The sequence below is a fragment of the Bombilactobacillus sp. ESL1092 genome, from assembly GCF_058107465.1.
This window is the reverse complement of record NZ_CM176594.1, coordinates 1,443,038-1,459,085: the sequence shown is the minus strand read 5'-3', so window position 1 is coordinate 1,459,085 and position 16,048 is coordinate 1,443,038. Positions and strand designations below refer to the sequence as shown.

The following is a 16,048-nucleotide window of genomic DNA, read 5'->3' as shown; positions in this document are numbered from 1 at the left end:
CTACCTCCCTTATTAAGAATGAGACCAAAAGAAATTTTTAATGATTGATCCAAGTAATAATTTCTAAAAGTCTAAAGTCGATGTCTTGCTAAATTCAAGCATTTAATTACAGTTAATAATTTTGTGTCGATACCGGTATTGTCGACTGCTGAGCGATTTTTATCTCTAACTATTGTAGAGTTAACACTAAATTAATACCTAAATTATACTATAATTTATATTAACAATCACTAAAACTGCTTATTTCTGTTAATTATTTTATTTAAAATCTTTTTTACTTTTTTCAAATCAATATTGTTAAAATAACTCTCAAAAACCACAAAAAAAGACCGATTATCACGCTTAATTTTAAAAGTTTTACCGCTTTTAAAGTTAAGCATGCCTCAGTCTTATCAACTTATTATCAACTTAATTAATTATCCTGAACTTCTCCTGAACCAAAATCCGCCTGAAAGTCCAAATGATAACCATGTTCTAAAGTCAAAGCCGTCACTTGATAAGTAATGGTTTGAATTTGTTCAATCATCGGTTGCGATAATTGTGCAACCATTTCCGGTGTAATTTCTGATAGCTCACCTGTAAAATCAGGCAATTGAAAAACTTGTCCAATTAATCCAGAAACGGCAAATTCCGCTTGAGCTGGATGAACATTAAACGGTGTTAAAATTTGCACCATTTTCCCTGATAATTCTTCACCATCGGCTACCGGATAATCTTGAACTTGAACTTGAATGTCCGTTTGTGGCTCAGATTGGGGATCAACTAAATCATAATGAAACGATTGCACAACAACGGGTCCTGTGTTAACTTTCATACTCACATCTCCTAATGTAACTTATCATGTTCATAACGATGTGTTAATTCTAACCCAGCAAAATGCTGTTGTCGAACTGCTTCATAAATTACCAAAGCACAACTATTGGACAAATTTAAAGCCCGAATGTTTTGAGTCATTGGTATTCGCAGGCACTTTTCAGGATTATCGCGCATAAATTTTTCCGGCAAACCAGTAGTTTCTTTACCAAACAAAAAATAATGATCCACATCCGTATTGGAATAATCAACATCACTGTAAACTCGATCGGAAAACTTGCTAATCAAATACAAATAACGTTGATCAGGTATACTAGCTAAAAAGTCGGTTAAATCATCATGCATCACCAATTTAACCTTATCCCAATAATCCAAACCGGCACGCTTCATATGCTTATCATCTAAACTAAATCCTAATGGTCGAATCAAATGCAAGACAGTATCAGTCCCCGCACAAGTTCGGGCAATGTTACCAGTATTAGCTGGCATTAACGGTTCAAAAAGTGCAATATGATTAGTCATGTATCAAAGCTTCCTTTATATCAGTTTTCTACAAAAAAACGCATCCCCTCGGCAAATGCAGCAAGAAGATACGTTAAATTACTTCTGATTAAGCTCTTTTATCAAACCAGGTCTGATAAAAGAGTTTAAGTTAAGTCCACGTTTAATAATATACAACTTATTTAATAGACTGACAAGTCAAAATGAGTACTTAACTAACTAAATTCCGATAGAATTCAACTTGTTTTCAAAAAATATACTTTAACGTGGCCATAACTTTCCAGTATTATGAATGAATAATTAGCCTGAACAGAGCAGTAACCTTAATTAACGCTGTTGGTCAAAGACCAAGCTAAACATCCTGTATGATTTTTGGTGGGCATCGTTGTGGCAGCACTAACATTTTTTAAATATGGCCCTTGAGGAATATTTTCCATCGTTTGCGGATCAATCGTCCATGAATGAGAAATATCTAAAATATTATCGACAATTGGTGGCTGATCATTTTGGAAAATTGCTAATGGCGTCGTTGTAATTTGTGCACTAGCTAGGCCTTCACCATAGTATAGGGGCAAATTAGCCGTCCCCAAATCATCCCCAACTTGATTGTCCAGCTTAACGTTAACTGCCCAATTTGCTGCTTGATGATCCGTATCGGTTACCGCTAAATTACCATCTAATGCAGTAATAGGAATATTATGATGATCATTAGCACGCTGCTGACCAAAATCTAATTTGGTAGGCACTTGCAGCGTCAATTCTCCCTTCACCGCTAAGGTCGTTGCTCCGGGCAAGACGGTATCGTGATAAGTCAGTGTCGTCTGCGGATTAGTATTATTGGCTGCATCAGTTAACAGAACTTGCAGTTGATCACCTGAATTCAAACCGTGCAATCGCTCTAAACGCCACTGACCCGCGCTATCAACTTGCGTATTCTCTGAAGGCGTCGACGAATATTTAAGACTACCATCAGCGTTTAAAATTCGCCACGAAACGATTGCATTAGCAGCCGCTGTTCCCGTCAATTCAGTCGTGGAGGGTACAATTTTCGTCAGATTAGTGGCGGTTTGATTGTTCGTTAAGGTCGACTTGGCGGATAAAACTTTGGCTGGTAGTGGTGGTGTTTTATCAACGACAGTTTTTTCACTATCATCAAAATCTTTTTGTGGTTCGGACACAATGGCACTTGAACTATAATGTCCATTGTCATAAGTACCATTTCGCCAAACTCGTAAAATCTTAATTTTCGTTCCCGCCGGCAGCAGTTGTAAATCAGGCGCAGCAATTTTCATCACGCCCTTAATTGTTGTTTGATCATAATAAGTGTCTTGTAGCGCAGAAGTTCCCCGTAAAATTTTGACGGTACCATCAGGTAAAGTAACCTGTAATTCTGCTTGCACTTCATTATCTAAGCCCGGTCTTAAAGCATCGTTCTCGGCGGGAACTTGAGCTTTGAGCCAAATATATTTATCAGTATTGGCTGGATCAATAAACTGATTATTCGTATCTTGTAACCAACTCACTTTAGCGGGCGTGACGTTAGCTGTCATCCGCGTAATTTTATTCAATCCTTTAGCACCACTTTTAGTCAATGGAGTTTCTAAATATTGTTTAAAATCAGCGGCTTCTGTCGCATCGCTGTCAGAAGTTGGAACTACAACTTCAAATAATTTGGCAAACAAACCAGATGTCGATTGATAACTAGCACCAACGTGTTGCCAATTTCCCGAAGGATTGCCATTGATGTCACTATTACTGTCCCAAACTTGTAAAGGTAAAGCATTATGTTGAAAAGTACTGTTCTTAGAACCATCAAACAAGTAACTATTACTACCACTTGGAGCTTGATTTTGAAAATCAAAGTAGCGCGGATACGGCATATTAAATGTTAATTTTTGCCCACTAGGCGCAGAAAAAATTCCTCCCTTCGGATAATTACCGCGTGCTACGAAGGAAATCTTATCGTTAGCAGTATCCCCTGCATCAATTTTTAACGGTGTCGAATTCGTCATAATGGCAGCACCACTTTGAGCAGCAACCAAAACTTGCGAATTAGGATCTTTTAAAACAAAAGAATTATACGGATCAACGGTGCCATCAGCTCGAGCATCGCGATACAAAATACCTTGTCCACCAGATTCACCTGCACTAGGCGTTCCTACCGCATTATTATTATGCAGATTAAACTCGGCTCCTTGGGAAACAGAAATTTTATTGCCCATTCCGTACATCCGAATACCGGGCGGATTGTCCCCTTTACTATTCACATTTTGATAATTTTGATTAACATTGACTTTCGCATTGCCCTGAATATCAAAGAACATGCCGCCAGTCCAAATAAAACGCACCGCCGGATTGGTCGAATCACCACCACCGCCTTCGCCGCGGGTAGCATTCAATGTCGTCGTTTGATCATTGGCAGCACCAGTAACTTTAAACTGACTATTATTGCCTGAGATACTGATCGCAGAACCATTAATATTTTTAATCGTTAAATTGGAACCACTGGCTAATGTAAAGAGTGAATTAGCTCCATAGATTCGAATGACTCCAGATTGATCCAAATTTCCTGCATTGTTATAAAGAACATTAATTTTAGAATGATCATTAATATTCAGATTTAGACCAAAATAATTGCGTTGCGTGGTATTATCATTGGCACTATTTAAGAATAAATTATAATTTTTAGTATATAAATCACTTGCTTGAACAGCGGCAATGGTCGAGTTCTTGATATTAACTGTTTTATCAACACTTAAATTACTATTCATATTCGGGAACATGATATAATTATTAGCTTGAATTTGTAACTTACTATCATTGATAGTTAATTGACTACCACTAGAACTATTCATCACAATCGCATAATCGTTAGTATTACCAATACTAGTTTGAACCAGATCGGCACTCACTTGTTGTGACACATTAGCATGATCAAAAGTTAGTTGAACTGGCGCTTGGGCTTTTTCAGCTGTGTAAAAGCCGCCATTAATAATGGTACTGTTCGTATTAGTATTATCCATATCCGCCGGTGAAGCATTAGTTGTCAGATTAGTATCTTGGACCACCAGGTTTCCTTGAGTGGCAGTAAAACAATAATAAGTAGCAGCACTAGTATGATCAGAAACCACATTAGCATCTTGCACCGTGGTCGTCCCCTGAGTTAATGAGATGGTTTGCTTGGCAGTATTGATTTGATAATTGTTAAAATTAATGGTTTTATCAGTCGTAATGCTCGGCGAAGAAGTAGCTGTTAAATTGTTAGTTAAAATAATGGTAGCTACTTGTGGGTTTTGAACCTGTTCACAAAATTCTGCCCAAGTACTAACACTCACAGTAGTGGCATCTGAAATTGGTGTTTGATGTTGTGTTTTATAACTTAATTTATTAGTTAAGTCAGTTGTGAAGTTCGTTTGCATTTGCAATAAATCACTGTAATCACTACGCAGTAAATTCTGACTCCAATCACCTGTGACTTGATTACTACGACTTAAGCCAACTGGTAAACCCTGATTTTGAATTAACTGCTCTAATGCAATACCTTTAAGCGTCTCCGCTCGTAACGTGGTTGTGTAAAAGACACTTTCAACCATAACTATCATTAAAATCAAAAACTTGATATGACGTCGATCAGCGCATTTTGTGATAAAGAAACCTCCCAATGATTCATCTACAAAAACATCACGCTAAATATAACTTTCAACTAATATTTTATCAATTTCTTATTATAAATAATAAATTCCTAACAAATCTGTAAAAAACATTTAACTCATACTAACCAATCAGTTTTTTTAGTTTAGTTTAAAATTTTAATTAAAATTTAGCTTTTTTAAGGCTAAATTTTCGAATTAGCCTCAATAAAAAAACTAATTTGGAAAATTTTATCCAAATTAGTTAAATTCATTAACCTTTTTTACATAGCTGTGCTTAGTTATAAGCATAAGTTTGTTCTTGCATTAATGGGAATCTTTTGGCTGTTGTGTTTCTAATAAATTTTCATCTTGGTACCAATTAGAATTAGTTTCAAACCAATTAAATGTTTTAGTGAATAGAATTTTTAAAATAGCATACATTGGAATGCCTCCAATAACTCCTAATAAACCAAACATTCCGCCTGAAACCAATAATACAAAGATCGTCGTTACTGGATGCATATTCATTTTATTGCCCACAACTAGCGGTGAAACCACGCGCGTTTCAATAGTTTGTTCAATAGCAAAAATAATAATTACACTAAAAATCATTCGGTGTCCGGATAATAAAGCCAGAATCACCGCGGGCAATAAGCCAATTGCCGAGCCGACATAAGGAATCAGATTGCAAATTCCCGCAAAAATCCCTAACAGAATACCATAAGGCATGCCCACTATTAAATAACCAACACTAAACATCACTGCGACCCAGAAAGCGACCGTTAATTGTCCACGAATATAAGAACTAAGTGCCGCATTGATTTCGCTTAAAGTCTGTGCTGTCGCTGCTTTTAAGCGATTAGGGATAAACTTTAAAATTGCTGGTTTAATTTTTTGATCATCCTTCAGTAAAAAGAAGAGGACAAACGGTGCCGTTAAAAAGATCATGATTACATTGGAAATAACTCCTAAAGCCGAAGTAAAATTATTCCAAGCCGTATCAAAAGTCCCGCCCAAACTGTTCATAAAAGTATCCGAAAATTTACTCCAAGATAAATTATCTTGCAGATGCAAATTTTGTAAATGCGGCTCATGGCTAATTGCATTAATCGTATGTTGAATTAAATGCCAGTAGGCCGGCAAGTTTTTGATTAAAGATGTTGCCTGACTCTGTAAAATTGGGATCAATGTCAAAATTGCCCAGACTAAGATACATAAAATCACTAAAAAAACGACTGCAATAGCTACAATTCGATTCAAATGCAACCGCCGTTGCAAAAAATTGGTCAACGGCTTAATTAAATAATACAAGATCATGGCCACAATTAAAGGTGGACAAATAATTCCTAAAATTTGCCACAATGGGCGAAAAACATAACTAATTTTAGCAAAAACCGCAATGATCAAAAATAATAAGAGTACATTCAGTAAAACCACTGTAAACTTATTATTTAAAAACCATTTTGTAAACCAAGTTTTTTTTTTCATACTTACCTCATTATTGTTCATAACAAATGATAGAGCCAACTTGTAGCTTTGGCATTGTACCTGTTACATAAACACCGTTAATCTGGGGATTACTGGGAGCTTTTTGGAAATACAAGATCGTATGACCAATGGCTCGCAATTGATCGTTGACCTGTTGACCAACCGCTTGAATTGTAAAACTGTGGTGATCAATCATTATCTTTTGTCCTACTTGTAAATTTAACAATTGCTGCTGTCCCGCGGCAAACTCTTGAATCAGAGCAACTTTGCGCAAATCCAAGGTTGCACTGGAATTGAATAATATCAAAAAATCATCACTCGAATCAAGTGCTTGTGGACCAATTTCAGTTATTTTTGCTTTGATTTCCATATCTTTTACACTCACTTTTATGATAAATTACTATAATACTACCAGCATTTTAATGGAAGTTGTTATAAAATGTTGTTCAAGGAGGTTTTCTTCATGCAAGAAAAATTATTAATCGGTGGTTACACAAAACAAACCAGTCAAGGAATTTATCAATTAGAATTTGATACACAAAAAGCTAGCCTGTCTGCAGCTCATTTAGCTGTCAAACTACAAGGACCAACCTACTTTACAATTTCTAATAATAATATTTTATATTCCATTGTTCAAGATGGCGACCAGGGCGGGATTGCCGCGTATGATCTCAATAATAACTTTAACTATCTGGGCAGTGCCCTACAAACTGGAAGTTCACCGGCTTATGTGGAAGTAGCTGAACAAAAACAATTAGTTTTTTCCGCTAATTTTCATACTGGAATTGTGACAATCCATAAAATTAATTCCGACAAAACTCTCACCATTACTGATACCATTCAATTAGAAGGCAGTAGTGTTAAACCAGAACAAGAAGCAGCTCATCCGCACATGGCTCATCTCACACCTGATGAACAACTAGTTGTCTGCGATTATGGTACAGATCAAATTACTACTTACCAAATTGATGATCAAGCTCACGCTACATTAAATAGTACCTTTACTGCTCCTGCTGGTAGTGCGCCGAGACATTTGGTCTTTAACCCGCAACATCCTGATTTAGCTTATTGTATTTGTGAATTAAGTTCTGTGGTTTTAGTTTTACACTATGATCACGGCCAATTTAATTTATTAGATTCCTATCACTTACTACCGCAAGAATATTTAGGTGAAAATACTGCCGCTGCTATTCGCATCAGCGCTGACGGTCAATACCTATATACTTCCAATCGAGGTCACAATTCCCTAGTTTCATTTCGGATTAGTGCTGATGGTAAGAAACTGGAACATTTACAAACCATCAAAACACAGGGTGATTTTCCGCGTGATTTTTGCTTAGATCCTACGGGCCAGTTTGTTTTAGTGCCGCACCAAAAATCCAATGACGTTACGATTTTTAATCGTGATTTAGATTCCGGTCAATTAACTTTTAACAATCACGATTGTCAAGTTCCCGAAGGTACTTGCATCAAATTTTACTAATCACTAATCTGAAACGAGGAAACTGATGTTAAACATTTTTAAAGCCATTATTTTAGGCATTATTGAAGGAATTACAGAATTCCTCCCTATTAGCTCCACGGGGCATTTATATTTAGCTAATGAATTTGTTAAATTAAAGGAATCTACCGCCTTCATTAATATGTTTATGGTGGTGATTCAATTAGGCGCCATCTTGGCCGTGGTCGTAATTTACTTCCATAAATTAAATCCTTTTTCACCCACCAAAGATAATCAGCAAAAAAAATCAACTTGGGTTTTATGGTTGAAAGTATTACTAGCTTGTTTGCCGTCTGTCATCATTGGCTTACCATTAAATGATTATATGGACGAACATTTTAATAACTGGCAAGTTATTTCTGCCACTTTATTAATCTATGGGATTTTATTTATTATCATTGAAAATTGGAACAAAAAACGTCAGCCTCGGTTAACGAACTTGGATAAGTTACCTTATTCGATTGCTTTAGCCATTGGTGTCTTTCAAGTTTTATCATTAATTCCCGGAACCTCACGCTCCGGAGCAACTATCTTAGGCGCCATTTTAATCGGCACTTCCCGCTTTGTGGCCACAGAATTTTCATTTTTCTTAGCTATTCCAACAATGGTTGGTGCTAGTGGTTTAAAACTGGTTAAATATTTTTTGCATGGTAATACTTTTACTGTCATGCAAACTAGTGTCTTATTAGTCGGCACATTGGTTTCATTTATTGTAGCTTATCTATCAATTAAATTCTTACTCAACTACATTCAAAGAAACGATTTTAAAGCCTTTGGCTGGTACCGAATCATCTTAGCAATCATCGTTATTGGTTACTTTGGCTTTTTGAAATAATATTGTTGATATTAAAAAGGCTGCAGTTTTTTAACCTGCAACCTTTTTTCATACATAAAAATTAACTTTTGCTGACTAAACGAGTTAAATCTGAAGGTAATGGGGCCTGAATAACAAGCTGTTTTTGCCCAATTGCATCAAAGAAACTTAACTTTGAGCAATGTAGTGCCTGTCTTTTAATTAAAGGACTAGCTCCCCCGTAAGCTTGATCACCTAGTAGCGGATGCCCAATTGCTGCAAAATGAACACGGATTTGATGTGTTCGCCCCGTAATCAGTTGCACTTTAACCTCCGTGAAATCCGACATACGATGCAATACTTGATATTTGGTTAAAGCCCATTTTCCCTGTTGGTCGACACAACGCAAATTATGATTTTTAGGATCTACACCAATTGGTAGATCAATTTCGCCTTGATTAGCAGATAAGTGTCCTTTTATTAGGGCTATATACTCTTTGGTAATATTTTGTGTGCGAAACTGTTGATCAATTAAGTGATGTGCATAAGCATTCTTAGCAAATGTCAAAACGCCTGAAGTATCACGATCTAATCGGGATACCAAGTGAATCACATCATTGACTTGGTGCGTTCTTTGTAAATAAGCCTTCACCAAATTAGCCATTGTTACAGTCGTTAACCCCTTTGCAGGTAACGAAGCAATCCCGGCTGGTTTATTAACTAATAAATAGTTATCATCTTCATATAAAACTGCCAGTGCCCCTGAAATGGGTTGAATTTGCTCGGAGCCTTGTTCAGTTGGTAAAGTGACAATAATTTCATCACCCACTTTGACTTTAAAGCTCCAATAACGTCGTTTGTGGTTAACGTAAACATGTCCTTGATGATATTGAATTTGTTTGAGTTGCGTTTTAGAAAAGCCTTGTTGCTGTAAAAATTGTCGTAAATTTTGTTCATTAGAACTGGTCTTGAGCCACCGATAATTCATTAACTACCATCCGTTAAAAATGCATTCCGTACTCGTTGCCAAAAATTCTTGGTACGATAAGATGCAATTTGAATTTTTTCATCTGCAATTTGGTATTGAGTTTTTTCAACTAAATTTTTATCATAAGCCAAATTATCTACGGTCAAAACATAATCAGCTGCCATCTGTGGTACCACGGTAATCACTTGACCTTTAGGCAAAATTAAAGGTGAATTAACGGTCCGATAAACACGATTATTAATCGGTGCTACTTCATTAAACTGCATCACTTCTAAATTAGGATTAATAATGGCGCCACCAATAGACTTTGCATAAGCTGTCGAGCCTGTAGGAGTAGAGACCGTGATGCCATCTCCGCGAAAACGTTCAAATAATTGACCGTCAATTAAAATGTCAGCGCGCATTGTTTGGGAAACCCGTTTCAACTGCGATTCGTTTAACGCCAAAAACTGTCGACGACAACCATTCGTATACTGTATCTGAACTTTTAGCAATGGATAAGTAACCACTTGTTGGGGTCCTTGTAAAATTTGTTCCACTAGTTCATCTACTTCAGAATCTTTCCAATCAGTATAAAAACCTAAGTGTCCCGTATGAATGCCAACAAATTGCACTTGATCTAATTGCTGGGCGAATTTATGAAAAGTACTCAAAAAAGTACCATCGCCACCAATTGTAATGACTAGGTTTGGGTCTTTTTGAGTAATTACTACTCCAGCTGCTAATAACTTAGCATTTAATTGCTGGGCCAATTTTCGCGATAAATCTTTAAAATTATTTTGAATCCACACCTTCATGTGGTTGTTTCTCCTTTGATTGCTTCGAATTATTAAACTTTTGATTAGTAAAATATTTAGGGGCATCCTGAATTTCTTCACGGATTTTAGACATTTCTTCATCCAACATGAAAGATGCTTCCGCAGCCCTTTTTAAACGCGAATTAATATCTTCTGGAAAATCTCCTTGATATTTGTAATTTAAAGAATGCTCAATTGTTGACCAAAAGTTCATAGCCAATGTACGAATTTGAATTTCTGCTAAAATTTCCTTCACACCGGTGGCTAATTGGACTGGATACCGTAAAACCACGTGATAGGAACGATAACCACTAGGCTTACTGTTAGTTACATAATCACGTTCCTCAACCACCGACAAATCCGTACGATTATGCAAAATATCAACTACTTGATAAATATCTTCCACAAATTGGCATTGAATTCTTAAACCAGCAATGTCCTGCATATCCTGTTCCAATAATTCCAGTGTGATAAACCGCCGTTGCATTTTTTCTTTAATACTGGCTACAGTTTTTACCCGGCCCGTTACGTATTCAATTGGCGAATGTTCTCCTAAATTGATAAATTCTTTGCGCATACTACGTAATTTGATTTTTAATTCGTCAACTGCTTGTTCATATGGCAATAAAAAAGTATCCCAATTTTGATCATTCATTTTAATCACCTCGCCCGTTTAACTATAACATAATGCTTGTCATTTCTAGTTTAAATTTATTTTTTATTTGAAAAGACTGCAATCCGAACATTATTTTAATTCCTACTAAATAAGTCCCCTGGTTCTATCATCCTAAAACTCCAGCTTTTATGTTAAAGTTCGCTTTTTAAACATCCAAAGCTGTTCAAAATCGCGCTTCACTGAACTTTTGAAGGCTTATTATTTGAAAAATATTTCAGATCTGGTATCTTAATTTATATATGTTCTAATTATGGGGTTTTAGGAGGTATTAGCAATATGTGGGAAGTATTTGTTTTTGTTAATCCGATTGGTCAACGTTGTTTAAAAACGGAACAATTAATTATTGATTTTGCTAAAAAGCATCACATCAATGCACATTTTAAGTTTGTCGCTTTAAACAATTTTTTATCAATGGATCATTATTTAAAAAACAATAACTATAACTTACACGACATTAATCTGCGCAATAAGTTAACCGATGATGTTTATCAAGCAACACTTTATTATAAAGCAGCTACTTTTCAAGGCAACAAAAAAGGCCGCCAATTCTTAATTAATCTTCAACATGCCATCAACTTTCAATCGCAAAAGTTTACGATTCAGTTAATGCAAGAAATTGCTCAAAGCGTTAATTTAGATTGGCGTACGATGGTTAAAGATACTAAAAATGAATTAACCTTGAGCCAATGCATTGAAGATCAAAAAATTGCTTCTGAATTAGGAATCAATGAAACACCGACAACGGTAATTTATGATTATTCTCAAAATCAAGAAGCCCAAGCCTTTTGTTTGAAAAATTGTTCACCGATTGAATTGACGACAGTCTTAAAATCATTAATCTCTGATACTGAGCTTAATGATCAACAAATTGCTGCCAATCCTGTTTTGCATTTAGTAAAGTAATTTCTGAATTAATTAGGGGAAAATCAGAAAGAGCTTGAATGTTAAAATGATAAACTAATGGCAAATAACAACCTAAGTATTTATAAATGGGAAACACCGTCTGCGACGGTGTTTTTTTGATCCAATCAAGCAAGTTTTGCTGTTGTTGATAACACCAATTTTGAAATTGAATAAACTGCTGGTCAGGATAACGACAGTGTGTCAGATACCATTGTGACCAATCAATCGTAGCAATTTGATAATGACTAGATGGCCTTTGAAATTGTAACAGCTGCGTCCAGGTATAAATCTTTTTCATTTGCCAAAATAATTGTCTACTACTCGGATTCAAAGCAAAATGATAACACAACCGCAAAAAATCTTCTCGTGGTAATTTATATAAAATGTAATATCCCCACTGCTGATTAAAACTCAATAAGCCTTGACTGTGTGTTAATTTATTTTTCAACCGATAATGTTGCGGTCCAAAAATCCACAACGGATGTAACCCTTTTTGTAAATACTGCTGTTGGCGTGTTGCTAATTCTTGCGAACTAATGGGCGAACATTGATATTCCACTGCTAACCGAAATTGATGGTTATAAGCATAGACATCAATGCGCTGTTTGGGATCTATAACATATTCTAATTGAACGGTAAATTGTTTACGCAACCATTGCGCTAACCATTGTTTACCTTGCAGATGGATTGGCGTTTCATTATTTCCCGCATGTGAAACCACATGTCGAAAATAAGGTCGCTGCTGCTGGCGCACAACTAATTGTACTGGTTGATGACATTGCGGACAAAATACCGCTTGTGGTGCTTGATATTCGGACGCATATATTAATTCTCCGGCTTGATTCTTTGCTACTAACATATAATTAACACCTTATTTTAATTACAAAAAAGATACTAGTTTTAATTTGAATTAATCAAATTAAAACTAGTATCTTTAAGAGAATTATTTATGCAAAATAATAACGTGTTAATTCCAATGCAGATTGTTCCATCACTAAATGACCATACTCTGACAACATTGGCTCAGACACATTAGCCAATTGACCATATTCTTTAGCCAAGGCAATAATATCAGCAACACTAACGCTACGTAATTGATCAGTATAGATAATTAATTCTAAATAATATTGACCTTGAAGTTGGTACAAGTTACTAACAACCGAATTAACTCGTAAAGCTTTACTTAATTCCACGAAATCTTCGAACTCAGAAAAACTAAAAATAATTGTTTTTATTGGGTCATCAAGATTAACTAAATCATCATTGGAAGAATCTGTTTCTGTGGGATTAGCCACAACGTCTAATGCTTGCAAAAGATCATGGTCTTCTTCAGTATCTTCTTGTTTTTGATCAGGAACTTTAGTTATTAATAACTCTAAGCCCTTATGACTTGGAATAACCTGAAAGGTAACGGTCTGATCTTTAACAAATGTATGAGTTGTATCTACTTCTTCTAAAATATTATAAAAGAAACTCTCAATTTGCTTGCGATTACCTAATAAATCTAGAACCGTTACTCCACGTTCCTTTAAGTCATGACTTTCCAATGTTACTCGAATCATGTTTTCATTAACGTGTTCCACTTCCATGGCTGACCCACCTCACTTATTAATTTATTCTAACAGGCATCACCAGAAAGTAAAAGGTTAATCTGAAAAATTTACTAATTAAATGCTTGCGCACGTTGTAGTTCTCGTAATTCCATTACCCGAATTGCTCTTGGCAAAAAGCGGCGAATTTCGTCTTCATTGTAGCCCACTTGCAAACTTTTCTCATCCATCATAATTGGACGTCTTAATAAGCCTGGATTTTTTTCAATTAAACTGATTAATTGATCAACCGTTAAATCATTTAAGTTAACATTTAAAGCCTGATAAGCTTTAGAACGCTTGGAGATGATTTCTTCGGTACCATCTTCAGTTAATTGAAGAATTTTTTTAATTTCATCTTTTGAAAGTGGTTGTGCAAAAATATTTCGCTCTTTATAAGGAATATTATTGTCCTCAAACCATTTTTTGGCTTTCCGACAAGAAGTGCAACTTGGAGATGTGTATAAGGTTACCATATAGAATTTCTCCTTTTTTAAATAATTTAGCGATTATTTTTAATCACAATTCAATTATAGGTAAGTCAAAATTTAATGTCTAGCTTTCTGCTTAGCTGAGGGCTTAACTACAACGAATCAGCAATCTTTGTCGGAATAGCCCTAATCAATTACCTTGCGCCAGCCAGTATTGGCCCGAGCAACCGGAATCTCACCAGCGGCTTGTTGCGTCTCAGCAACTAATTTATCTAACGGATAATTTTGTGGTAAATGAGAAATTAATAAGGCATCTACTTGAGCATCATGGGCCAGCTGTCCTGATTGAGTAGAAGTCATGTGCCACAATTGCCCTGTCTTAGCTGTTCCAAAATTAGTATCGGTAATCAATAAATTAGATTTTTGAGCAAAAGTAGCTAGATCAGCAAAATAGGCCGTATCAGCAGTAAAAGTCAGCACTTTATTTTGCGAATCAGTAATACGAGTTGCAAAAGTTGGCACTGGATGAATAGTTTGTTTAAAATCAAGCGTAAAGGGACCCAAGTTTAACGATTGCAACGGCGAATAAGCCTTTGCTTGTGTAAAATTACCAAATGTTAAACTAGCAAAATTCAATGGGTCTTGAGTATGACCATAGATGGGCAAAACAGCTTGTTTTTTGGTTCCTTCATGTAATTGCCAATAATATTGTAAAACACCAATATCAGCAATATGATCATGATGATAATGAGTTAAAACTACCGCATCTAACTGCAACGGATCCAAAACATTTTGTAATGAATTTAAAACACCACTACCGCAATCCAACAGCAAGTTATAGCCCTGGTCTTGTAATAAGTAACCAGTCGTTGCTTGTTGACGGTATGGATAACCGCCATAATAACCTAAAACTGTGATCTTCATTATTTACACCTCATAAGGAGAATTAATATGTCCAACATTAAATTAATTTTTGGTACGCAATCCTTTTTAACCACATATTTGAATCAGAATAGTCTATTTGCACATAATGTGCAACACCCGCATGATTATTTATTAATTCAAAAAAATGTCGCGCCGACACAAAAAAATGTCTGGCAAACCGTATTTCCACAAGCTAAGCTCACCATTGCAACACACTTTTACTTGGCTTTTATGCAGTTAAATACAGACAATCGGGCACTTTTAATTAATCAAGCGGTCAAGTTACCTAGTCATAGTATCTTGTACCAACAACTTGAACAACCAGAACTGTTAATTATTACCTCACATCCTCAAATTTTACAAACAGTCAGTCAATTACTAAATATTTCCGTCAAGCAACTCAATGCTTCTTTAACTGGCTATCTCCAAGTTGGGCAATGACATCAACGTAAAAACAATTAGTTGTCAAATATGCCAGCTGTTCTGCTAATTAAATTCTATGTTAATTACTATTTACAATGTGCAGCCTTTAAACAATTACAAGCAATTGTCTGTGGCGCGGTCTTTTCTTTTTGTGACAATAATTGTTTTAGTGCTTGAAGATCTGCTTGGCTCAAATTAATTTGCTTCACCAAATTAATTAAGGCCGCTCCCTGCTTCATTGCGCAAAGATGCTGAAACAAATCAACAACCGCTTGATTCATCATTTGTTCTTCTTGAACTAACGGATAATAAATTTGCGGACGATGCGACTTATCAACCCCCACTACCCTCTTTTTAGTTAAGCGCGTAATCAAGGTTTTAATGGTATTAGGTTGCCACTTAGTTTGTTCCAAGTTAAGTACGATTTCATTAGCTGATGCCGATTTTAAAGTCCATAACACTCGCATGACTTCCCATTCTGAATTGGAAATACTCTCCATTAACTTTTCTCCTTCAAATTATCATTGTCAATTAACAAGCTGGCGCTCTCATAGTCTCATAATTAACTTGCAATAGTTCCTTAAACAAT

The 16,048-nt window shown here is 35.7% G+C and carries 17 protein-coding genes; 4 read left to right on the top strand and 13 right to left on the bottom strand.

Annotated features, from left to right (window positions below; translation table 11 throughout):
* Positions 1-412: 412 nt before the first annotated feature.
* The 5 genes from AC3B6Y_RS06805 to AC3B6Y_RS06785 all read right to left on the bottom strand — a co-directional run bounded on the left by AC3B6Y_RS06805 (position 413) and on the right by AC3B6Y_RS06785 (position 6,804).
* On the bottom strand, positions 413-814 hold the full coding sequence (locus AC3B6Y_RS06805) for a DUF1149 family protein (RefSeq protein ID WP_489790777.1): 402 nt from the start codon (positions 812-814) through the stop codon (positions 413-415).
* A gap of 11 nt (positions 815-825) precedes the next feature.
* On the bottom strand, positions 826-1,335 hold the full coding sequence (gene trmL / locus AC3B6Y_RS06800) for a tRNA (uridine(34)/cytosine(34)/5-carboxymethylaminomethyluridine(34)-2'-O)-methyltransferase TrmL (protein ID WP_489757337.1): 510 nt from the start codon (positions 1,333-1,335) through the stop codon (positions 826-828).
* A gap of 302 nt (positions 1,336-1,637) precedes the next feature.
* Positions 1,638-4,916 carry a pectate lyase-like adhesive domain-containing protein gene (locus AC3B6Y_RS06795; RefSeq protein WP_489790775.1) on the bottom strand — a complete coding sequence of 1,093 codons (3,279 nt, stop codon included), beginning with the start codon at positions 4,914-4,916 and terminating at the stop codon, positions 1,638-1,640.
* Positions 4,917-5,270: 354 nt separating this feature from the next.
* Positions 5,271-6,434, bottom strand: a complete 1,164-nt coding sequence (locus tag AC3B6Y_RS06790; protein ID WP_489757335.1) for an AI-2E family transporter — start codon at positions 6,432-6,434, stop codon at positions 5,271-5,273.
* Positions 6,435-6,444: 10 nt separating this feature from the next.
* A complete protein-coding gene (locus AC3B6Y_RS06785; protein ID WP_489757334.1) occupies positions 6,445-6,804 on the bottom strand; it encodes a PTS glucitol/sorbitol transporter subunit IIA in 360 nt (119 codons plus the stop codon).
* 93 nt (positions 6,805-6,897) lie between these two features.
* Between AC3B6Y_RS06785 and AC3B6Y_RS06780 the strand changes: the two genes are divergently transcribed.
* Positions 6,898-7,917, top strand: coding sequence for a lactonase family protein (locus AC3B6Y_RS06780; protein ID WP_489790773.1), 1,020 nt, complete (start codon positions 6,898-6,900; stop codon positions 7,915-7,917).
* Positions 7,918-7,942: 25 nt separating this feature from the next.
* On the top strand, positions 7,943-8,770 hold the full coding sequence (locus AC3B6Y_RS06775) for an undecaprenyl-diphosphate phosphatase (protein ID WP_489769113.1): 828 nt from the start codon (positions 7,943-7,945) through the stop codon (positions 8,768-8,770).
* 61 nt (positions 8,771-8,831) lie between these two features.
* On the opposite strand, the gene AC3B6Y_RS06770 is transcribed toward AC3B6Y_RS06775, so the two are convergent.
* From AC3B6Y_RS06770 to yjbM, 3 genes are read right to left on the bottom strand one after another with little or no spacing between them, the layout of a single operon-like run.
* Entirely contained in the window at positions 8,832-9,716 is an 885-nt protein-coding gene (locus tag AC3B6Y_RS06770) for an RluA family pseudouridine synthase (RefSeq protein WP_489790771.1), read from the bottom strand.
* Positions 9,716-10,513, bottom strand: coding sequence for an NAD kinase (locus AC3B6Y_RS06765; protein ID WP_489757330.1), 798 nt, complete (start codon positions 10,511-10,513; stop codon positions 9,716-9,718). Before AC3B6Y_RS06765 ends, AC3B6Y_RS06770 begins: the two co-directional genes overlap by 1 nt.
* On the bottom strand, positions 10,491-11,168 hold the full coding sequence (yjbM, locus tag AC3B6Y_RS06760) for a GTP diphosphokinase (RefSeq protein WP_489791513.1): 678 nt from the start codon (positions 11,166-11,168) through the stop codon (positions 10,491-10,493). Before yjbM ends, AC3B6Y_RS06765 begins: the two co-directional genes overlap by 23 nt.
* Positions 11,169-11,465: 297 nt before the next feature.
* Between yjbM and AC3B6Y_RS06755 the strand changes: the two genes are divergently transcribed.
* A complete protein-coding gene (locus AC3B6Y_RS06755; protein ID WP_489757328.1) occupies positions 11,466-12,092 on the top strand; it encodes a DsbA family protein in 627 nt (208 codons plus the stop codon).
* On the opposite strand, the gene AC3B6Y_RS06750 is transcribed toward AC3B6Y_RS06755, so the two are convergent.
* The 4 genes from AC3B6Y_RS06750 to AC3B6Y_RS06735 form a co-directional block, all read right to left on the bottom strand.
* Positions 12,043-12,951, bottom strand: coding sequence for a competence protein CoiA (locus tag AC3B6Y_RS06750; protein ID WP_489757327.1), 909 nt, complete (start codon positions 12,949-12,951; stop codon positions 12,043-12,045). The two genes, AC3B6Y_RS06755 and AC3B6Y_RS06750, sit on opposite strands and share 50 nt — an antisense overlap.
* A gap of 88 nt (positions 12,952-13,039) precedes the next feature.
* Entirely contained in the window at positions 13,040-13,681 is a 642-nt protein-coding gene (locus AC3B6Y_RS06745) for an adaptor protein MecA (protein WP_489769118.1), read from the bottom strand.
* A gap of 74 nt (positions 13,682-13,755) precedes the next feature.
* On the bottom strand, positions 13,756-14,157 hold the full coding sequence (spxA, locus tag AC3B6Y_RS06740; protein ID WP_489757325.1) for a transcriptional regulator SpxA: 402 nt from the start codon (positions 14,155-14,157) through the stop codon (positions 13,756-13,758).
* Positions 14,158-14,298: 141 nt separating this feature from the next.
* On the bottom strand, positions 14,299-15,036 hold the full coding sequence (locus tag AC3B6Y_RS06735) for an MBL fold metallo-hydrolase (protein WP_489774833.1): 738 nt from the start codon (positions 15,034-15,036) through the stop codon (positions 14,299-14,301).
* 27 nt (positions 15,037-15,063) lie between these two features.
* Between AC3B6Y_RS06735 and AC3B6Y_RS06730 the strand changes: the two genes are divergently transcribed.
* Positions 15,064-15,477, top strand: coding sequence for a hypothetical protein (locus AC3B6Y_RS06730; RefSeq protein WP_489757323.1), 414 nt, complete (start codon positions 15,064-15,066; stop codon positions 15,475-15,477).
* 68 nt (positions 15,478-15,545) lie between these two features.
* On the opposite strand, the gene AC3B6Y_RS06725 is transcribed toward AC3B6Y_RS06730, so the two are convergent.
* Positions 15,546-15,959, bottom strand: coding sequence for a CopY/TcrY family copper transport repressor (locus AC3B6Y_RS06725; protein ID WP_489790769.1), 414 nt, complete (start codon positions 15,957-15,959; stop codon positions 15,546-15,548).
* Between the last annotated feature and the right edge of the window lie 89 nt (positions 15,960-16,048).